This is a genomic window from Colwellia sp. Bg11-28, assembly GCF_002836245.1.
Taxonomy (GTDB): Bacteria; Pseudomonadota; Gammaproteobacteria; order Enterobacterales; family Alteromonadaceae; genus Colwellia; species Colwellia psychrerythraea_A.
The window spans coordinates 276,203-295,508 of sequence record NZ_PJBA01000018.1 but is presented as its reverse complement, the minus strand read 5'-3'; the positions used below and the strand labels follow the sequence as shown (position 1 = coordinate 295,508).

Annotated in this window: 18 protein-coding genes and 3 tRNA genes; 9 read left to right on the top strand and 12 right to left on the bottom strand. The window is 37.5% G+C overall.

What is annotated here, in order from left to right; translation table 11 throughout:
• Positions 1 to 72: 72 nt before the first annotated feature.
• The 8 genes from CXF79_RS18645 to mutY all read right to left on the bottom strand — a co-directional run bounded on the left by CXF79_RS18645 (position 73) and on the right by mutY (position 6,095).
• Positions 73 to 888: an SDR family oxidoreductase gene (locus tag CXF79_RS18645; protein ID WP_101157096.1), complete on the bottom strand. Its 816-nt coding sequence runs from the start codon at positions 886 to 888 to the stop codon at positions 73 to 75.
• Positions 889 to 1,014: 126 nt separating this feature from the next.
• Positions 1,015 to 1,941, bottom strand: a complete 927-nt coding sequence (locus CXF79_RS18640; RefSeq protein WP_101157094.1) for a helix-turn-helix transcriptional regulator — start codon at positions 1,939 to 1,941, stop codon at positions 1,015 to 1,017.
• On the bottom strand, positions 1,934 to 2,755 hold the full coding sequence (locus CXF79_RS18635) for an SDR family oxidoreductase (protein ID WP_011044886.1): 822 nt from the start codon (positions 2,753 to 2,755) through the stop codon (positions 1,934 to 1,936). The genes CXF79_RS18640 and CXF79_RS18635 overlap by 8 nt, the downstream gene beginning before the upstream one ends.
• A 283-nt stretch (positions 2,756 to 3,038) precedes the next feature.
• Positions 3,039 to 3,590: a DUF4136 domain-containing protein gene (locus tag CXF79_RS18630; protein ID WP_101157092.1), complete on the bottom strand. Its 552-nt coding sequence runs from the start codon at positions 3,588 to 3,590 to the stop codon at positions 3,039 to 3,041.
• A gap of 578 nt (positions 3,591 to 4,168) precedes the next feature.
• A tRNA-Thr gene (locus tag CXF79_RS18625) sits at positions 4,169 to 4,244 on the bottom strand.
• A 101-nt stretch (positions 4,245 to 4,345) separates the two neighbouring features.
• Positions 4,346 to 4,421 (bottom strand) — tRNA-Phe (locus CXF79_RS18620).
• Between the two features lie 214 nt (positions 4,422 to 4,635).
• Positions 4,636 to 4,908, bottom strand: a complete 273-nt coding sequence (locus CXF79_RS18615) for an oxidative damage protection protein (RefSeq protein WP_011044884.1) — start codon at positions 4,906 to 4,908, stop codon at positions 4,636 to 4,638.
• A gap of 98 nt (positions 4,909 to 5,006) precedes the next feature.
• Positions 5,007 to 6,095, bottom strand: a complete 1,089-nt coding sequence (gene mutY / locus CXF79_RS18610; protein WP_101157090.1) for an A/G-specific adenine glycosylase — start codon at positions 6,093 to 6,095, stop codon at positions 5,007 to 5,009.
• Between the two features lie 139 nt (positions 6,096 to 6,234).
• Here mutY and CXF79_RS18605 point away from each other — a divergent pair, with 139 nt between their 5' ends.
• A complete protein-coding gene (locus CXF79_RS18605) occupies positions 6,235 to 6,573 on the top strand; it encodes a YggL family protein (protein WP_011044882.1) in 339 nt (112 codons plus the stop codon).
• 156 nt (positions 6,574 to 6,729) lie between these two features.
• Positions 6,730 to 7,464 carry a tRNA (guanosine(46)-N7)-methyltransferase TrmB gene (gene trmB, locus CXF79_RS18600; protein WP_101157088.1) on the top strand — a complete coding sequence of 245 codons (735 nt, stop codon included), beginning with the start codon at positions 6,730 to 6,732 and terminating at the stop codon, positions 7,462 to 7,464.
• Positions 7,465 to 7,504: 40 nt separating this feature from the next.
• Here the strand turns inward: trmB and CXF79_RS18595 are convergent, their stop codons facing one another.
• Entirely contained in the window at positions 7,505 to 7,867 is a 363-nt protein-coding gene (locus CXF79_RS18595) for a hypothetical protein (protein WP_011044880.1), read from the bottom strand.
• A 403-nt stretch (positions 7,868 to 8,270) separates the two neighbouring features.
• Between CXF79_RS18595 and CXF79_RS18585 the strand changes: the two genes are divergently transcribed.
• From CXF79_RS18585 to CXF79_RS18565, 5 genes are all read left to right on the top strand, one after another.
• Positions 8,271 to 9,320, top strand: coding sequence for a S1C family serine protease (locus CXF79_RS18585; protein ID WP_011044878.1), 1,050 nt, complete (start codon positions 8,271 to 8,273; stop codon positions 9,318 to 9,320).
• A gap of 161 nt (positions 9,321 to 9,481) precedes the next feature.
• A complete protein-coding gene (locus tag CXF79_RS18580) occupies positions 9,482 to 10,150 on the top strand; it encodes a GntR family transcriptional regulator (protein ID WP_011044877.1) in 669 nt (222 codons plus the stop codon).
• A gap of 233 nt (positions 10,151 to 10,383) precedes the next feature.
• Positions 10,384 to 11,913, top strand: a complete 1,530-nt coding sequence (locus CXF79_RS18575; protein WP_101157086.1) for a SulP family inorganic anion transporter — start codon at positions 10,384 to 10,386, stop codon at positions 11,911 to 11,913.
• A 286-nt stretch (positions 11,914 to 12,199) separates the two neighbouring features.
• A complete protein-coding gene (locus CXF79_RS18570) occupies positions 12,200 to 12,520 on the top strand; it encodes a DUF1289 domain-containing protein (protein ID WP_011044875.1) in 321 nt (106 codons plus the stop codon).
• Positions 12,521 to 12,688: 168 nt separating this feature from the next.
• Positions 12,689 to 12,764: transfer RNA gene (locus tag CXF79_RS18565), tRNA-Phe, on the top strand.
• A gap of 167 nt (positions 12,765 to 12,931) precedes the next feature.
• On the opposite strand, the gene mutS is transcribed toward CXF79_RS18565, so the two are convergent.
• Complete coding sequence (gene mutS / locus CXF79_RS18560) at positions 12,932 to 15,550, bottom strand: DNA mismatch repair protein MutS (RefSeq protein WP_101157084.1); 2,619 nt, start codon at positions 15,548 to 15,550, stop codon at positions 12,932 to 12,934.
• Positions 15,551 to 15,683: 133 nt separating this feature from the next.
• A complete protein-coding gene (locus CXF79_RS18555) occupies positions 15,684 to 16,304 on the bottom strand; it encodes a LysE/ArgO family amino acid transporter (RefSeq protein WP_011044872.1) in 621 nt (206 codons plus the stop codon).
• A gap of 122 nt (positions 16,305 to 16,426) precedes the next feature.
• On the opposite strand from CXF79_RS18555, the gene CXF79_RS18550 reads away from it, so the two are divergent.
• Together CXF79_RS18550 and recA are read left to right on the top strand one after the other, a co-directional pair.
• Complete coding sequence (locus CXF79_RS18550) at positions 16,427 to 17,323, top strand: ArgP/LysG family DNA-binding transcriptional regulator (RefSeq protein WP_101157082.1); 897 nt, start codon at positions 16,427 to 16,429, stop codon at positions 17,321 to 17,323.
• Between the two features lie 273 nt (positions 17,324 to 17,596).
• Positions 17,597 to 18,634 carry a recombinase RecA gene (recA, locus tag CXF79_RS18545; RefSeq protein WP_011044870.1) on the top strand — a complete coding sequence of 346 codons (1,038 nt, stop codon included), beginning with the start codon at positions 17,597 to 17,599 and terminating at the stop codon, positions 18,632 to 18,634.
• A 133-nt stretch (positions 18,635 to 18,767) separates the two neighbouring features.
• On the opposite strand, the gene CXF79_RS18540 is transcribed toward recA, so the two are convergent.
• Entirely contained in the window at positions 18,768 to 19,259 is a 492-nt protein-coding gene (locus CXF79_RS18540; protein ID WP_011044869.1) for an FKBP-type peptidyl-prolyl cis-trans isomerase, read from the bottom strand.
• Between the last annotated feature and the right edge of the window lie 47 nt (positions 19,260 to 19,306).

The following is a 19,306-nucleotide window of genomic DNA, read 5'->3' as shown; positions in this document are numbered from 1 at the left end:
CAATTATCTGTTAGCGAGCAGCCACTTAACAACTTTGATTAAGTGACTTTATACTTTGGCTATATTTTCTAGTTAAAGACCAAATGTTTCTTTAATTTTAGCTTCAAAATCTTCATCTGATAATTCTTTTCTTAGTGGCACGAATGAAGTCGCCTCACTGCCAACAGGTACGGCAATAGGTGAGTCTTCATTTTCAATGATGGCTTTGACTGTATCGGCAATAGGTTGCGGGCTTGGACCTTCGTTAATCGCTTTTGCAACAATAGGGACAAAGTGGGCAACGAGATCTTTATAAGGTGAACTTTCACTGGTTGTGTTGGTATTGGCGACTAAGCCTTTTTTAACAAAGTTAGTACCAAACAAGCCTGATTGAATAGAGTGAACGCGAACATTATAAGGTGACATTTCAAAGCGAATGGAGTCGACAAATCCTTCTACCGCATATTTACTGGCATTGTAATGAGAAAGCAATGGCAAGCCCATTTTGCCAAGAAAAGAGCTGATATTAATAATGACGCCAGACTTAGCCTCACGCATATAAGGCAGTACTGTTCTTGTCATTTTCATTAAGCCAAAAACATTAACGTCAAACTGTTTGAAAATTTCTTCGTCTGTGGCTTCCTCAGCACTAGAAACAAGGCCATACCCAGCATTATTGACTAATACATCAATCTTACTTTCTTTGGCCATAATTGTGCTTACTGCAGCTTCCATTGAATTGGTATCTGTTACATCAAGATAAATATTGTTCACACCTGAGATCGCTGGCGTAGCCAAATTTTTATCTCGGGTACCGGCATAAACCGTATAACCATTTTCATGTAAAAAGCGGGTAGTCATTTCACCCATTCCAGAACTTGCACCTGTGATCAAAACAACTTTAGTCATCATAGTATCCTTGGTCGTTATTTAATTAAGTAAATTGGTAATTCAGTAATTTTCTTAATTGAATTTTACCTTGCCTAATCAGTGATTATTATATGCTTTTATCACTAGCGGGATTTTTGCGTATCACTATAGGGAATTTTTTAAGTCTTTTGGGTAAACCCCGTATGTTTTAAAAAAGATGGCACTAAAATGGCCTTGGTGTTTATAGCCAACTTCATTGGCTATTTCAGCTACGCTCATTAGGTGCTCACGCAGCAATAAATTCGCTTTTTCTAAGCGGATTTTTTGAATATAAACATAGATAGTCGTTTGATATATTTTTTTAAAGTATTTTTTAAGCTTAAAATCATTGGTGCCACAAAGCCTAGCTAACTCTTTAATAGAAGGGGGCGTTCGAAAGTCTTGTAAGATGATTTTTTTTGCTTTAGCTGCGATTTCTATTTCTTCAACGGTATGTTCTGTAGGCACACGTAAATCAAGCTGTGAGAATCTGTGTATCATATATTCAATGGCTCTATGCTCACTGATCATACTGCTCATCTTTTCGCTATGTTTAGCACTAACAATTTTATCAATCAGATACAGGCTTAAAGCATCTGTTGGTGTCTCATGAATGAGTTCAAGACTGACTTCTTCTTGCAACTTTTTATATAAAAAGTTGATTGGTTCGTAAGCATTATCACTCAAGTAGCGTTTAATAAAAAAGTCGCTGACAAAGAGGATAAATATTTCTGATTTACTCGCCCCTTGAATAGTTATTTCCATATCTTGTCTTGATGTAGCAAATAAATAGGTACTATGATCAGCTAATGAAAAACGGTTTTTAGTTAAGTTATCTTTTATCAAACAACTACCTTGACCAACCGAAACAATAAAGTTCATTCGGTCAATATTTTTAAGGTTAAGTGTTTTGTCCTCGTTGAGCATGAGTACTATATCGAAAAAGACTAAACCGTTAGATATATCAACGCGAATAACATGTTGCTCTTGATGTTTAAAAAGCTCGGTTATTTTATAACGTCTATCGGTAATGTTAAAAAAGAAACTATCCATTAAGGTTGTAGTACTCCTTAACTCTTCGTTCAAAATCTTCATCGCTAAGTTCGCGGCGCATTGCGATGAACTTACTGGCTTTATCTCCAACAGTCGAACGTGCTGGTGAAGTATCATCTTCAATTGTTTTAACGATAAGTTCTGCAGCTTCCTTAGCTTCATTGCCGCCATTTATTTGCGCTAATATATCAGGTAATAGATTGCTAGCTAGTTCGCTATAAGGACTATTCTCATCTAGTGTCGTATCATTAGTGACCAAATTACCTTTAGCAAAGTTGGTATTAAAAAATCCAGGCATGATGGAATGTACTCGAATATTGAAAGGCTCAAGTTCATATCTAAGTGAGTCGGTAATACCTTCAACAGCATATTTGCTGGCGTTATAAAAAGTGAAAAGCGGCAAGCCTATTTTTCCCAGAAAAGAGCTAATATTGATGATGACACCATGACTATTCATTCTCATTAAGGGGGTAACGGCTTTGCATAATCGAAGGATGCTAAAAACATTAATATTAAATTGATTGAACATCTCTTCTTCACTGGCTTCTTCAACCGTTGATACCAAAGCATAACCTGCATTATTGATAAGTACGTCAACTCGGCCTTGTTCAGCTTGTATAGCGTCAATAGTGTGTTTGATGCTTTTATTGTCAGTGATATCAAGTGCTATCACATGTAAGTTATCAAGCTTAATAGTAAATTTTGACGGATCTCTAGTGCCGGCATAAACAATGTAGCCATGTTGAGCCAATAAAATTGCTGTGATCCTACCTATACCTGAACTCGCGCCAGTGATGAGTACTACTTTTTCCATGTGAGACCCTTACTTTCTCTTATTAACCGTATTATGTTACTCCGCTAGCACTTTTGGCATGTGTGAGATCATCATCTGCTTAAGTAAAGTTGAAAATATTATTAAGCTTTAGTGATAATTTAATGCCACTTGTAAAAACATAGCGTTTTTCAATTTATCCACAGACAGTTACTTAATGGTGGTGAGATAGTTAATGGCGTAGTTATTTATCATCGGTACTTTTTAATTACTAGGAATAGTTAGTCGTTCTTATGTTAAGCGAATGATGTTCAAGGAGTGAGTGTTATTCCTGTGTTTTCTTAGGCGGAAAGTTGGATAACAAGCGATTAACTGTTGTGGTAATCGCTAACTCTTTTTCTTGGAATGGCATATCACCTTTACCTTCATAAACATCAGTACCGTGCCAAATAGCTTCACCATCATGGCTAATATCTACAAAAATCTTAGTAATTATGGTGGCATCACTGTCGATAGGGATGCTGGTACTTACACCGACACTAGCAGCGCCACTACCGCCAATTTTGGCCCCACCTAATCCAATGCTAAAAGATGAATTATTTGCTTTTTCCTGTTGAGAAAAATGAAATTCTATTTGCAAGTCGGCGAACTCAGTTTGAGGAAGGAAAAGTTGTCGCACTAAAGCACTCTCAATAGCTTGCTTAATACGATTATCCATCACTGGATTTGCATCAAGATCTGGAGATATTTGTTTAACAAATTGAAAGCTTTTGAATAATGAAAAATTAGTTTTTTCGTTATAATCAAACTTAGTGGTTGGCTCACTACTACAGGCAGTTAATAGTAATGTAAATAACACAGTGATGAGACTTTTCATTAATTCACCTCAAATATTTAGCTGGAAAACTTAAATAAGTATAACTAATAATTATTGTTATGCTGGTTATTGTTAATGAGTAATACCAATATCATTAAGTTTGTGATCTTGTTGTACGAAGGGAAAATAAATCAAGGTAAGGCGCTCGATTGAGCAATAGCTGGCTATTGTGATTGAGAGCAATGCAGTCTTGGAGTATTTTAGCCAGTACAAGTGAGCAATGATTTAATGAAATTGGTATAAGTTGAATTAATAAAGACTCTTTCTGTACTTGGTAAACTTCAGGCGAAACGAAGAGAATAAAGGGGGCCGATTACCTGAATCGAACTGTTGCAAGTTAATGAGTCATTGATTCAATTAGTAGCATAGCTGATAAACTCCAGACGAAAAAAAACCTTAACATTGCTGTTAAGGTTTCGTTTCTTCTCCGAAGAGAATAAATGGTGCCGACTGCCGGAATTGAACTGCTGCACGTTAATGAGTTACTGATTCAATTAGTAGCATAGTTGATAAACTCCAGACGAAAAAAAACCTTAACATTGCTGTTAAGGTTTCGTTTCTTCTCCGAAGAGAATAAATGGTGCCGACTGCCGGAATCGAACTGGCGACCTACTGATTACAAGTCAGTTGCTCTACCAACTGAGCTAAGTCGGCACACAAAGCTGTGTGCAATATCTAAGTTTAATCTAAACAACTTAAATACTTTTGGCACCGAAGTATTACTTAATATTTCTATTGAGCACCACTTCTGTAAATGGTGCCCCGACCCGGATTTGAACCAGGGACACGAGGATTTTCAATCCTCTGCTCTACCAACTGAGCTATCGGGGCACAACATGTTTAACTTGGCTGTAATTCGCTACCTCGTTAAGACGGGGCGTATTAAACTGTTTTTCCTTTACCCCGTCAACTGTTTTCTACTAAGTTTTTTATAAAAAGTGTTTGTTTGCTGTTTTTTACAGCAAGTTTGATTTTCATGCACCTTTTATAAGCATTAACGAGCTATTAAATAAACAGTCAAAATCTGTGTAACTGTTAATTGCGATTATTTGCTTGGCGGCACATAACCTTCAATTTCTGGTTCTTTACCTTCAAATAGGTAAGCAACCATAGCTGCTTCTAAAAAAGCACGGTCATCAACATTCATCATATTCATTTTTTTTTCATTTATTAGCATGGTTTGTTTTTTTTGCCAGATAGTCCAAGCTTCTTTAGAAATGTTATCAAAAATGCGTTTACCTATTTCGCCGGGATAAAGTTGGAAACCTAAACCTTCGGCTTCTTTGTTTAGGTTTTGACAAAATACTGTGCGACTCATAATGGATTCTCTTCTCTTTATTAGGTAGGTAGTAGTTAATTAGTACGGCTGTTGAACTTTACTGTTTATTTAATTTGAACAGATATAAACATCAAAGGTTAACAGTCTCTAAGCAAAGTAAGTAGTTTTTGTGTGGAAGCCGCTAAGCCGACACTCAATCCTTGGTGTAAATCATACCACTTTTGCTGATTAGGTTCGTTTATTTTTGAAACTTCAAGTTGCTGGCAGTCTACTACCACGGGAGTAATATCTAAATGAAAATGACTGAAAGTGTGCCTAAACTCAGTTAGGGTTTGTGATGAAATTTCCTTAAGTGACAAACTCGTCATTAAGTCATTAATTTCGCTTAGCTCATCAACTTCGTGAAAACACCATAAGCCACCCCAAATACCAACAGGCGGGCGCTTTTCCATCAAAACTTTATCACAGTTTTCGTTTTTAAATCTTGGGATCACCATGATGGTTTGCTTTTCAGGAATTTTTTTCTTAGGTTTTTTCTGAGGAAAGTTCATTTGCTGGTCACCCGCTTTGGCTAGGCAACTTTGCTCAACTGGGCATACTTCACAGCTTGGTTTACTACGAGTACACACCGTTGCCCCAAGATCCATCATCGCTTGATTAAAACTATCGGTTTCAATGGCAGGCGTTAATTTCTCACTTAATTGCCATAACGCTTTATCGAATTTACTTAAACCATTATAACCTTCAACAAGGTAACTTCGTGCCAGCACCCGTTTTACATTACCGTCTAAAATAGGATGATATTGTTTTAACGATAAACTTAAAATAGCGCCAGCGGTCGAGCGACCTATGCCAGGTAAAGCGATAACTTGCTCAATTTCAATGGGAAAGTGGCCATCATAGTCATTGAGCATGATTTTAGCTGATTTATGTAAATTACGCGCTCGAGCATAATAGCCTAAACCAGTCCAATGATGTAAAACCACATCTTCATCAGCATTGGCTAAGTCGGTAATTGTCGGAAAACTTTCCATAAAACGTTGATAGTAAGGGATAACTGTCGCAACTTGTGTTTGTTGTAACATTATCTCTGAAATCCACACTCTATATGGGGTTTTATCTTGTTGCCAAGGTAAGTGCTTTCTACCTTGTAGGTGATACCAGCTTACGACTTGCTGGCCAAATTGTTCAGCCGATTTGGCTGATATTACTATAGGATTATTCATAGCGCGCAGTGTAACTAAATAATGTGTTGAGCTCAAATAGGCAAATTCGCATCTTGATGTTAACGAGTATATAATGTCGCCTTTAAAATTCGCTCAGCTTAGTTCCAACTTAGCATTAAGAAAAATATAAGGCTTTATAATGAAAATGAACGCAAAAAACCGTAGTACCCGTATTCGTAAAAAATTACGTGTTGATGAGTTTCAGGAATTAGGCTTCGATGTTGCTTGGAAATTAAAAGATGGCATAAATGGTGAAGAACTTGATGCTTTCATTAATAAGTTTTTTGCAGAGGCTATCCAACCAAATGGCTTAGGTTTTGGTGGTGAAGGTGATACTTTATGGCATGGTCTTATTTGCACTCAAAAACTAGGTTCATGTACTGATGAGAATCGCAGCACTGTTGAAAAATGGTTGACTGATAATGGCGCAACTTCAGTAGCGGTAAGCGACCTATACGATGTTTGGTGGGCTGAATAGTTTTATTCGTCATAAATGATTTTTATACGGCATTGTCGGCGCTATTCATTACCATTACTTATGTTCCATAAGCGCAGGCACTGAATAACTTGACGGCTTTGTCTAAAATGCCATTTATTTAGAATAACGAACTAACTTTTTTAATAAAGAAAACTTATGACTGAAAAAAACGAAAAAACACATAAAACCATAGAACAAGCCGAACAAGAAGGTAAGTACATTCGTAAAGTACGTAGCTTTGTTAAACGCGAAGGCCGGTTAACTAACAATCAAGAACGTGCGATTAACGATCATTGGCAAACTATGGGTTTAAACCATAGTGATGGCGTTATAGATGCTCCAACATTATTTGCCAATGAAAACCCTGTGGTTTTAGAGATTGGTTTTGGTATGGGTAAATCTTTAGTCGAAATGGCTAAAGCAGCACCAGAGCTAAACTTTATTGGTATTGAAGTTCACAAACCTGGTGTTGGTGCGTGCATTTCATCAGCGGTTGAAGAAAGCGTTAGTAATTTAAAAGTTTATGAACATGATGCTATCGAGATTTTAGCAGACTGTATACCTGACGATACCCTAACAACCGTTCAGTTGTTCTTTCCAGATCCTTGGCACAAGAAAAAGCATCATAAGCGCCGAATAGTTTCAGCTGAGTTTGTCGAAACGATCAGACAAAAGTTGAAAGTTGGTGGTGTATTCCATATGGCAACAGACTGGGAAAATTATGCAGAATGTATGCTAGAAGATATGCAAAGTGCACCCTGTTATAACAACTTGTCTGAAAGTAATGATTATGTGCCACGCCCAGATTCTCGTCCGTTAACGAAGTTTGAAAATCGTGGTCAAAACCTAGGTCATGGTGTATGGGATTTACAATTTGCTAAAAAGGCTTAACTTTTTGGTTAAACCTTTTGCTAAGTTTTAGTTTGCCGAATTAGGCTTCGCTTTGACTTGGTAAGGGTAAATATTGACGTTCAATGAAAAACAAATGTTGGGCGTTACGTAAGTTTCCGCTGTCAATTAACCATTGTTGGTCAATAATTTCACGTGCTAAGGCCGCATGCAATATGCGGCTTTTATATTGAGTCCAATAAGCTAATGTTGCAGTTTGATGGCAATCATTATTAGGAAATTGTTCACAGCGAGTTGATGCCAATTCTTCAATAATATTAGCAATGACTTTATCTTTTAATTCTGAATCAATTTGTTGTTTAAAACGAGTAAAGCGTTTTGCTTTAACTAATTGCCAGAGCAACCAAACCAATGACAGTAACGCCAGTATGGCGATAATTTCCATGTTCTGTTCCTATTCATACCCAAACCACATGAAGATGCAGGTTTCAGCTGGAATTAGAAACGCCTTTAGGCAAGGCATTGATTGAAGATAAGGGTTGTTCTCTTGTCGAAATCAATAACGTAGCATAAAGCGTTTCTAAACTAGCCCTACGGGGACACCTGAGTAATTTATACTCTTCGTTGCCTCATTTTTTAAGGGGATAACCATTAATGAAATGAGGTGCCTTGATCATCAATTACTCAGGCGTCCTGAAACACGCAGCTTCAAGTGGCTTGGGTATATATAATCACCTTTACTATATCATCTTAACTCGACTATTTATCTATTCAAGTACATAAAAAGAATGATAAAAAGATTACACTTAGTTACACTGTTATCAATTTCATCATAGGCGGATTTTTCAATGAGCAGAGCTCTTCTATTTCTTAGTATTTTCTTCTTAAGTGGCTGTGGAACACCAATCCAAGCATTTCAAGTCAAAGAAAATTCGATTCAAACACTATATAAGAAGGTCAACCCTTCAGTGGTTGAATTACATGTACAATCACTAGCTGATCCAAAAATTGGTCAAGTAGCATATAAAGCAAAAACTGCAAATTCATTAGGGTCAGGAGCTTTAGTAAGTAGCGAAGGTCGTATTTTAACAGCAGCTCATGTTGTTGATAAAGCAACAGCAATTGAAGTTGAATTTGCTGATGGCACTAAAACTACCGGTCATGTTGTTTGGGTAGAGCCGCTTATTGATTTGGCGATGATTCAGGCAGGGGAAGTTCCTAGCACAGCTAAACCATTAAAATTAGCTAAAAGTAACGATTATCAAATTGGTGAACAGGTTATTATTATTGGTGCACCTTTTGGTGTTAGCCACAGTTTATCTGTTGGCTATCTAAGTGGTATTCGTGACGGTAACGCAATACCGGGCAGAACCTTAGTGCCACGTTTATTACAAACTGATGCTTCAATTAACCAAGGTAATTCTGGCGGTCCAATGTTTAACCTCAATGGTGAAATTGTTGGTATTGTTAGCCATATATTATCTAAAAGTGGTGGCAGCAATGGCTTAGGTTTTGTTGTTTCAGTTGATACCGTACGCCATATAATTGATAGTGACCCAGGTACATTCTCGGGTTTTATTCCATTGTTACTTAATAAAAAACAGTCGTATGCTATTAACAATACAGCAGGCCACGGCATGTTAATTCAGCATGTTATACCAGGTACTTTAGCAGATAAATTAGGCTTTAAAGGTGGTAACCTTAGTGTTGTCATTGGTCGCAGTCCTATTTTACTTGGTGGTGACATACTGCTGGAAGTGGGCGGTCGTGCTATTATTGATTTGGCATCAGCGGTTCAAATTAAGAAGCATCTAGCTACCTTTGAAAAAGGCGATAGAGTTACTTTTAAATATTTACGCAATGGTCAAAAGAAAGAAACTTATTGGATAGTTGAGTAGTTACCGTTAATCGCTAGCTATAATATTTATTCAAGTTAACCATAGTAAAAAGGCGGATAAATTTCTGCCTTTTTTAGATAATTTAAACGGTAAAAGTACATTTTTAATGGTGTTATACTACTGACTCCTTAATAGTTGCTAATATTGTTCGGAAAAACTTTATGACTATAGTATATAAAACAAGAACACAGTTAGTGGTTGAAACACTTAGAGAAAAAATTCTTAGTGGTGAGTTGAAAGCGGGCGAATCACTTCGTCAAGCGGCGTTAGCGACCGAATTAAATGTAAGTCGTATTCCGGTAAGAGAAGCCTTATTGCAGCTTGAAGGAGAAGGCTTAGTTGTCTTTGAACCACATAAAGGCGCCACAGTAACTGAACTTAACGCTAAGCATGTTGTTGAGCTTTTTGAATTGCGAGCAATGCTTGAAGGGCACTTATTAGCTGCATCGTTACCACTATTAACTAGTGAAAAGCTAGCTGAGGCAAGTGAGATTTTAGGCCAATTAGATAAAGCCCTTGGTAAGGAAAATGCCGCAAATACCTGGAGCGAGCTGAACTCTCGCTATCATAATTGTTTATACTCGGCGGCTAATCGTCCACAAACACAAGATTTAGTTAATACCTTAAATAAAAATGCGGATAGATATATTCGTATGCATTTATTGTGGGCAGGTGGCATTTCAAAAGCAGGACCTGAACACAATCAGCTATTAGCTTTTTGTAAAACCGGCGATGTTGACGAAGCTGTTGCGGTATTAAAGCATCATATTTTAAGCTCTAGAGATGAAATAAAAGCTTTTTTAGAGCAACGTGAAGCAGCTAACAATTAATTTAATTGTCAGTGTAAAATTTATTTGCTTACTTGTGTTGTAAAAGTAAGCAAATATTGACTTTTCCTCTTTATTTCTATAGTATTCCCGCCCCTAAAAATCACGTAAAACTTGTTTGTTTTTGTCTATGTTTAACGTTAATTAAACATAAATGAATCATGTTCGCCAATTCGTCTTCGCCAATGATTTAACCGGAAAAGTTAACTATTAGCGATAAACCCAATGAGATAAAAATGTTTGAATTACACGCCAGTAAAGTGTCTAACTTGAAAAATGATGTGTTATCAGGTCTAACAGTTGCGTTAGCACTTGTACCTGAAGCGGTAGCTTTTGCTTTTGTTGCCGGGGTAGAGCCTTTAGTTGGTTTATATGCTGCTTTTATAGTTGGTTTAATTACCGCTATTTTTGGTGGTCGACCTGGAATGATTTCTGGTGCCACGGGCGCCATGGCTGTGGTAATGGTAAGTTTAGTTGCCATTCATGGTGTTGAATACCTATTTGCCACTGTGGTGCTCACGGGCGTAATACAAATTCTGGCGGGAATATTTAAATTAGGTAAGTTTATTCGCTTAGTACCGCACCCTGTAATGCTAGGTTTTGTTAATGGTTTAGCGATTGTTATCTTTTTAGCTCAGTTAGGGCAATTTAAAGTAACTAACGCTGCTGGTGAACTTGAATGGATGCAAGGTACACCATTATTTACCATGGCAGGTTTGATCCTTCTGACAATGGCAATTATACACTTCTTCCCTAAACTTACTAAAGCAGTACCTTCTACTTTAGTGGCTATTGTGGGTGTGTCGTTATTAGTTTTTGGTATTGGCCTTGATACTAAACTTGTTGGTGATGTTGCTTCAATCGCTGGCGGTTTACCAACTTTCTCGATTCCTCAAGTTCCGTTCTCATTCGAAACCTTTAAAATTATTCTTCCTTTTGCGCTTGTTCTTGCGGCAATTGGTCTTATTGAATCTTTATTAACACTGACTTTAATTGATGAATTAACTGGGACACGTGGTCGCAGTAATAAAGAGTGTATTGCTCAAGGAGCAGCTAACACTGTTACAGGCTTCTTTGGCGGTATGGGTGGTTGTGCGATGATCGGTCAGTCTATGATCAACGTAAACTCAGGTGGTCGTGGTAGAGCATCTGGTATAACTGCAGCTTTAGCCTTATTAGGTTTTATATTGTTTGCTTCTGGCTTAATTGAAGCGATACCACTAGCTGCATTAGTTGGCGTAATGTTTATTGTGGTTATTGGTACGTTTGAGTGGTCAAGTCTACGTATCTTAGGCAAAGTACCTAAAGCAGATGCTTTTGTTATTATATTGGTTTCAGGAGTTACTGTTTATTCAGATCTAGCTGTTGCTGTTATCGTTGGTGTTATCGTATCCGCGCTAGTTTTTGCTTGGGAACACGCGAAACATATTCTAGTTCACCGTAGCGTTAATGAAGATGGCTCAACAGTATATGAAGTGAATGGGCCAATATTTTTCGGTTCAATTGCTAATTTCCTTGAGCAATTTACGCCAGAAGACGACAGTGATGATGTTATTGTTGAGTTCAAAAATGCACGTGTTGTTGACCACTCTGCTATTGAAGCAATTGATACTTTGGCTGAGCGTTATTTATCGCGTAACAAAAACATGCATTTGAAACACTTAAATAAAGAGTGTAAAGAACTGTTGCACAAGGCAGATAAGTTAGTTGAGCTTAATATAATTGAAGACCCTGATTATCATATTGTTAGTGATAAGTTAGCGTAAATTTAGCTTTTAAAAAATTTTAGAGCCAGTTTTAACTGGCTATTATAAAAATGCGTTGATAAGTTATACTTAACTTACAGCGCATTTTTTTTATTTATTTTTTAGATATTCCAACACCATTTTTATTATATTTGTGATCTTGTTGAGCGTAGTGAAAATAAAACAAGGTAAGACAAAAATTGCAAAGTAGCTAGCTATTACTATTGAGAATAATGCGGTCTTGGCGCACTTTAACCAGCATAAGTGAGTAATAACTTACTAAAATAGGTATTAGGGAGGAGGTTAAATGCAATTAGAGTTTTTTGACGTTCCTAGCCCCTGTGTCGGCATTTGTCAGTCGGATGAGAAAGGTCATTGCCTAGGTTGCATGCGCTCGCGTGATGAACGACTAGAATGGAAAACTTTTAACAACGATGAAAAACAAAAAGTCATAAAACGTTGCATTCAACGAAAAAAGCGTAAGAAAAATCAGCAAAAACCAAAGGAAAAACTGATCATCGCCATACAAGAAAATGAAGCTGATATGCAGCCATCGTTACTTGATCCCCCAAGTAAAACTCAGACAACACCAGATACTGATTTAGATTTTAGTGAGTTTGAGCTTTAATTCCACTAGTGCTGTTATTTAAGCCGTTTTAACTCGCTTAACGGTATGTTAATTAACCACTATCAATAAATTTTACTTTTAATACAATATTTTTTACAAAACGGTTGCCACTGATAATTTTTAACTATATTATACGCGCTCTTTAGAGAGTTCGACTCGATAAAGAATGCCCCGATAGCTCAGTTGGTAGAGCAGAGGATTGAAAATCCTCGTGTCCCTGGTTCAAATCCGGGTCGGGGCACCATAAAAAGATAAAACCTCAGCACTAATCCTGCTGAGGCTTTTTTCGTTCCTGAAGACCATATTTCTTAAGTGTGTACTTTATTAAACCTGATAGCGGTTTACTTATTGTAACTTTAGCCAGCTGAGTTTGTAGACTCAACTAGCTAAAATAGGTCATTAGTGATTAGCTTAGAGTTGTTCTTTTAAGCTAAATAATAAGTCTAGTGCCTGTCTCGGGCTTAGCTCATTAATATCGGTATCAATAAGTGTTGTTACCACTGAATGCTCTTCAGGGGCGAAACTGAGCTGCTCAAAGGCATCATTTTGTATAGGTGCTGGTAGTATGCTTGGCGTTTGCTGTTGCTCTAATTCACTTAACCTTTGTTTAGCACGCTTGATCACTGTTTTTGGTACACCTGCTAACTGTGCTACCTGCAAACCAAAACTTTTGCTAGCCGCTCCTTCTTGTACTGCATGCATAAAGACGATGTTATCGTCATGCTCCATGGCATCTAAGTGCACATTGGCTAAGGTTGAAATTTGACCGGCAAGTAAAGTCAGTTCAAAATAATGGGTCGCGAATAAAGTAAAAGCTTTGGTTTTAAGTGCTAACATTTCAGCACAAGCCCAAGCGAGTGATAAGCCATCGTAAGTACTAGTTCCACGGCCAATCTCATCAAGCAGCACTAAACTTTTATCCGTAGCGTTGTGTAAAATGTTTGCCGTTTCAGTCATTTCGACCATGAAGGTTGAGCGGCCACTGGCTAAATCATCTGAAGCACCAATTCGGGTAAATATCCTATCAACTAAACCTATGGTCGCGTTGTCAGCAGGCACATAACAACCTATATGAGCAAGTAAAACTATTAAGGCCGTTTGGCGCATATAGGTAGATTTACCGCCCATATTTGGACCAGTAATAATTAACATCTTTCGCTGTTCTGTTAACAACACTGGGTTGGCGATAAAGGCATCGTTAGTCATTTGTTCAACGACAACATGACGACCAGCATCAATACTAATGCCTGGTTCTTCAACTAAGCTAGGTTTTACGTAGTTTAGCGCTAGTGCACGTTCTGCGAAGGTAGTTAATACATCGAGCTCAGCAATGGCTTGACTTAATTGCTGCAGTTGCGCTAAATCAGGTAATACTTTATCGAATAACTCTTGATAGAGTGATTTCTCTAGGGCTAAAAATTTACTTTGAGCGCTAAGTACTTTCTCTTCATGTTGCTTTAATTCTTCGGTAATAAAACGTTCATTATTCTTTAATGTTTGGCGGCGAATGTAATCATCAGGTACATCAACGGCGGCGGTACGACTCATTTCAATAAAAAAACCATGAACCCTGTTATAACCTACTTTCAATGAATGGATACCAGTACGTTCTTTTTCACGTTGTTCAAGTTGCGCTAAAAACTCAGTCGCACCATCACTTAAATCGCGTAGTACATCAAGCTCGTTATTATAACCCGGTGCGATAACACCACCATCACGTATTAGTACGGGTGGGTTTTCAACAATGGCATGTACTAGCAAGCCTTCTAGTTGAGGCATTGGCAGGCTTTGCTGAGCAATAGTGGCTAAGTAGTTAGTAGGGGATTCTGTTAATCCACTTTTTAACTCATTCTGTAACTCTGGTAATTGTTGTAGAGCATGACGTAAACGAGCAAAATCACGAGGCCTTGCAGAGCCTAAGGCGATTCTAGAAACAATACGTTCAATGTCACCCAAGCCTTTTAATAATGGCTGAATAGGCGTGATAAGATCTAATGCTATGATATCACTCACCGTATTTTGGCGGTTATTAAGAACCGTTAAATCACGTAATGGAAAGTGTAACCAGCGTTTAAGTAAACGAGACCCCATTGGTGTGGAAGATTTATCTAAAATAGCAGCAAGGGTATTATCTAAACCGCCTTGTAGATTTTGGGTCAGTTCTAAATTTCGTCTAGTGGCTGCATCAAGTACTACACCTTTATTGGCAGACTCACAAACAATGGCACGAATATGAGGCAGGGCAGTACGTTGAGTATCTTTGACGTATTGAAATAAACAACCTGCAGCAGCCAGACCTAAAGGCTTGTCATCAACACCAAAACCAGTTAACTCTTTGGTATCGAACTGCTTATTCAATAAACTAATGGCAGTATCAAGATCAAACTCCCACTCTGGACGACGACGTAAACCTTTTCTTTGCTCGATTAAACTAAAGTCTTGTAGAGATTCACTATAAAGTAATTCTGCAGGAGATAAACGTTGAAGTTCAGCTTGGAGTTGTTCAGCAGTTTGTGGTTCAGTGAGTACAAATCGACCACTGGCCATATCTAAATAAGCAAGACCAAAAGCGGGTGCTGAGCTTATTTTTAGTTTTGCATTTGGGGATTGATTATCGACGATGGCAACAATGAGATTGTCTTGCCTGTCGACTAGCAGTGCTTCATCACTAACAGTACCGGGTGTAATAACACGTACGACTTTTCGCTCTACTGGGCCTTTACTCGTGGCAGGATCGCCAATTTGCTCACAAATAGCGACCGATTCACCTAGGGCGACTAGCTTCGCTAAGTAGTTTTCAGCCGCATGATATGGCACACCCGCCATTGGAATAGCATTACCGCCAGTTTTACCTCGAGCGGTAAGTGATATATCTAATAAATCAGAAGCTTTTTTGGCATCGTCAAAAAATAATTCATAAAAATCACCCATGCGATAAAAGATCAAAGTATGTGGAAATTCAGCCTTAATAGTTAAGTACTGGCGCATCATAGGGGTGTGTGATGAAAGATCTTTTGTGGCAGTGGTCATGAAATGCTAAAACTCTTATGTTATTAATAGCTTAATACTAGGGATATTTATACCTAGCGGTATTTCCCTAGATTATGCCATAAGCAGTATTAGCATTTCTTCACTTTTTAATAATTATTCCGTGCTACTGGGATTATCTGGCCATCCATGTAGTAAACAGCGACCAAGCAATTAACCACATTACTAAAGCAATAATTATATCTATCGTCATTTTTACTTTTGGTTTGCTTAATTGTTTTGAAAGTTTGGCTGCGCCAAATGCTAAACAGCTAAACCAAGTTAACGAACCAAAAATACAACCAATAAGGAAATACACTTTTACCTCATCTGAGTATTGCCCGCCAACACTGCCAATAACCATTACGGTGTCAATGTAAGCATGTGGATTTAAAAAAGTAACGGCCAAGGTTGTCAGAAAAATAATTTTTGCTGATTTCTTTTTCAAAATAGTATCAGCAGTATTCTTACTTCGCACAAATGCAGATTTCATCGACAATAGGCCATAAACACTTAAAAACAAGATACCACCCCAAGTGAGTACATTGAATAAAGTGGCGTTATGTGACAGTAAAATGCTACCGCCAAGTACGCCCATACTTATTAATAAAGCATCGTAAAGAACAAAAAGAGCGGCGGTCATTTTATGATGATTTTGATGAATGCCCTGATTGATTAACATAGAGTTTTGCGTACCAATAGGTATGATCATACTTAATGTTAGGGTAAAACCTTTTGCTAAAACTAATAAGCTCATAATGGTACTCGATAAATAGTCTGTAGATTTGATAAGCGCTAGTTTGCATTAATCCTCTATTTAAATATAATTAATAATAATTAACTATCATTAGCAAAACTTATGAAGGATTGTGTGAGATTATGGCAAATTTTGACTATAAACTGCTTGCTGCGCTGGCTGAAGTTATCGAACTACAAAGCTTCGAGTTGGCGGCACAAAAACTATTCATTTCACAATCAGCAATATCTCAACGCATTAAAGCGTTAGAAGAGCATGTTGGACAACCGGTTCTTATTCGTAATCAACCTATCGTCGCGACACCCGCAGGTGAACAATTACTAAGTCATTTTAAAAAAGTGAAACAACTTGAGCATGAGCTGGTACCACTATTATCTCCAGATCAGCCAATTAAGCCGATGAAAATCTCACTAGCGGTTAACGCAGACAGTATTGCTACCTGGTTTATTGATGCAATTACACCAGTACTTAAAAATCACTTAGTTGAGTTGAATTTAATTATTGAACATGAAGAGAGAACTTTAGATAAGTTACGAAGCGGCCAAGCTATTGGCGCAGTAAGCACTATTGAAAAACCCTTAAAAGGTTATCGCTCTTTCAAGCTTGGTGAGATGGAATATTGTTTGGTGGCCAGTAAAGCTTTTGCTAAAAAATACTTTCCGGAAGGGGTAAACCAAAACTCATTAAAGATGGCGCCAGCGATAAGTTATGATCATAAAGATGATATGCACGTACGTTATATTGCAAAACACTTTAACTTGGCAGCCAGTGAGTATTATTGTCATAGTGTTCGTTCATCAGAAGCGTTTATCCCGTTAGCGAAGCAGGGCGTTGCTTATTGCTTGATACCCAAATTGCAAATAGAGCAAGAGTTAATCGCGGGTCAATTAATAAGTTTATGCCCTGGTAAGGAATTAGTAGAGACATTATATTGGCACAGTTGGGTACTAGTAAAAGGGGTTAACAAAAAGATTTCAGAGCAAATTGTTAGTATTGGACGTGAAAAATTAGCACATTAGTATTGTCTATTAAATCGAAATATTCATGATTGATAAAGTACTGTGTAAACGAAGTTATATATCAGGATTAAAAGAGAGAAGTAACTTTTTCTGTTTGAATTATAAAAAGTTATTGTTACGCTTTTATTCTTTATATTTCAATTGATTAAAAGTAACGTTAAGTTAAATTTTTATTAAAAATAAAAAAAGTTGCAATAAAACTTGATACTGTACGAACTTACAGTATACTTGTCTCATCAAAACGAAATAACACAACTGCTCGCGGAGTAATCTATGAAAGACGATAAAGAAAAAGCATTATCAGCAGCCTTAGCCCAAATTGAACGTCAATTCGGTAAAGGTTCAATAATGAAGCTTGGTGATAATACCACCATGGATGTAGAAACTATTTCTACGGGTTCATTAGGCTTAGATATCGCCTTAGGTGCTGGCGGCTTACCAATGGGTCGAGTTGTTGAAATTTATGGTCCTGAATCAAGCGGTAAAACCACGTTAACTTTAGAAGTTATTGCTGAAGCACAACGCAATGGTAAAGTTTGTGCTTTTATCGATGCAGAGCATGCTCTTGACCCTGTTTATGCTGAAAAATTAGGTGTTAACATTGATGAGTTATTAATTTCTCAACCTGATACCGGCGAACAAGCTCTAGAAATTGTTGATATGTTAACGCGCTCTGGTGCTATCGACGTTATTGTAGTTGACTCTGTTGCCGCGCTTACACCTAAAGCTGAAATTGAAGGCGATATGGGTGATTCACATATGGGCTTGCAAGCACGTATGTTGTCACAAGCGATGCGTAAACTTACCGGTAATTTGAAAAAATCTAATACTATGCTTATCTTCATTAACCAAATTCGTATGAAAATTGGTGTTATGTTTGGTAGCCCAGAAACGACGACCGGTGGTAATGCGTTAAAATTCTACGCTTCTGTACGTTTAGATATCCGTCGTATTGGCGCGGTTAAAAACGGTGATGAAATCGTTGGTAATGAAACGCGTGTGAAAGTCGTTAAAAACAAAATTGCGCCACCGTTTAAACAAGCTGAATTCCAAATTTTATACGGTGAAGGAATTAACAACTTAGGTGAGTTAATTGAATTAGGCGTTAAGCATGAGTTTGTAGAGAAAGCAGGTGCTTGGTATAGCTGTAATGGTGAAAGAATTGGTCAAGGTAAAGCTAATGCTGCTAAATATTTAGATGAACATCCTGAAATGGCTAAAGATGTTGATACTAAATTACGCGATATGTTTTTATCAAAAACTGTTGTGGCAGAAGATAAATCAGAAGTAAAAGAAAAAGAAAAAGCATAACTGAATAATTAGCACGAGTTTTTGTTAATAACATTTAGCAAAAACTCAGCGAAAAAAAACGTAACCTTAGACGTAAGGTTACGTTTTTTTATGTCCGATAGTTTGTAGCATGTTACAAACTAATCAGAAAACTTTATTCGTGGTCGTGCCCACAACCACCTTCACTATGAACATGGCCATGTTCAAGTTCTTCAGCAGTGGCTTCACGTACTTCGATAACTTCAACGTCAAAGCTTAAGTCTAAGCCTGAAAGAGGATGATTACCGTCAACAGTAATAACATCATCTTGCACGTCAATAACAATAACCGTTTGCTCACCATCATCAGTTGTTGCACGTAGCTGGGTACCAAGAGCAAGATCTTCAACACCAGCAAGTACTTCCCTTGGTACCGTTTGTACATAATCATCATGACGTTCGCCGTAAGCTTGATCACAAGCAACAGCAACTTCAAATTTATCACCAGCTTGATGATCGACAAGGGCATCATCTAAGCCAGGGATTAAATATCCACTACCTTGGATAATAGCCATTGGTTTATCTTCGTACGAGCTATCAATTAAAGTGCCTTCACTGTCAGATACTGCATAGTGCATAACAACGACATTATTTTTAGCTATTTTCATGTTTCATCCTAATTTTTTAAAAATTTGAGTTTATTCAGCTGTAAGAG

Coding starts and splice junctions, on each gene's coding strand:
- CXF79_RS18645 (WP_101157096.1), bottom strand. CDS start 888: ATGACTAAAGTTGTTTTGATCACAGGTGCAAGTTCTGGAATGGGTGAA.
- CXF79_RS18640 (WP_101157094.1), bottom strand. CDS start 1,941: ATGGATAGTTTCTTTTTTAACATTACCGATAGACGTTATAAAATAACC.
- CXF79_RS18635 (WP_011044886.1), bottom strand. CDS start 2,755: ATGGAAAAAGTAGTACTCATCACTGGCGCGAGTTCAGGTATAGGTAGG.
- CXF79_RS18630 (WP_101157092.1), bottom strand. CDS start 3,590: ATGAAAAGTCTCATCACTGTGTTATTTACATTACTATTAACTGCCTGT.
- CXF79_RS18615 (WP_011044884.1), bottom strand. CDS start 4,908: ATGAGTCGCACAGTATTTTGTCAAAACCTAAACAAAGAAGCCGAAGGT.
- mutY (WP_101157090.1), bottom strand. CDS start 6,095: ATGAATAATCCTATAGTAATATCAGCCAAATCGGCTGAACAATTTGGC.
- CXF79_RS18605 (WP_011044882.1), top strand. CDS start 6,235: ATGAAAATGAACGCAAAAAACCGTAGTACCCGTATTCGTAAAAAATTA.
- trmB (WP_101157088.1), top strand. CDS start 6,730: ATGACTGAAAAAAACGAAAAAACACATAAAACCATAGAACAAGCCGAA.
- CXF79_RS18595 (WP_011044880.1), bottom strand. CDS start 7,867: ATGGAAATTATCGCCATACTGGCGTTACTGTCATTGGTTTGGTTGCTC.
- CXF79_RS18585 (WP_011044878.1), top strand. CDS start 8,271: ATGAGCAGAGCTCTTCTATTTCTTAGTATTTTCTTCTTAAGTGGCTGT.
- CXF79_RS18580 (WP_011044877.1), top strand. CDS start 9,482: ATGACTATAGTATATAAAACAAGAACACAGTTAGTGGTTGAAACACTT.
- CXF79_RS18575 (WP_101157086.1), top strand. CDS start 10,384: ATGTTTGAATTACACGCCAGTAAAGTGTCTAACTTGAAAAATGATGTG.
- CXF79_RS18570 (WP_011044875.1), top strand. CDS start 12,200: ATGCAATTAGAGTTTTTTGACGTTCCTAGCCCCTGTGTCGGCATTTGT.
- mutS (WP_101157084.1), bottom strand. CDS start 15,550: ATGACCACTGCCACAAAAGATCTTTCATCACACACCCCTATGATGCGC.
- CXF79_RS18555 (WP_011044872.1), bottom strand. CDS start 16,304: ATGAGCTTATTAGTTTTAGCAAAAGGTTTTACCCTAACATTAAGTATG.
- CXF79_RS18550 (WP_101157082.1), top strand. CDS start 16,427: ATGGCAAATTTTGACTATAAACTGCTTGCTGCGCTGGCTGAAGTTATC.
- recA (WP_011044870.1), top strand. CDS start 17,597: ATGAAAGACGATAAAGAAAAAGCATTATCAGCAGCCTTAGCCCAAATT.
- CXF79_RS18540 (WP_011044869.1), bottom strand. CDS start 19,259: ATGAAAATAGCTAAAAATAATGTCGTTGTTATGCACTATGCAGTATCT.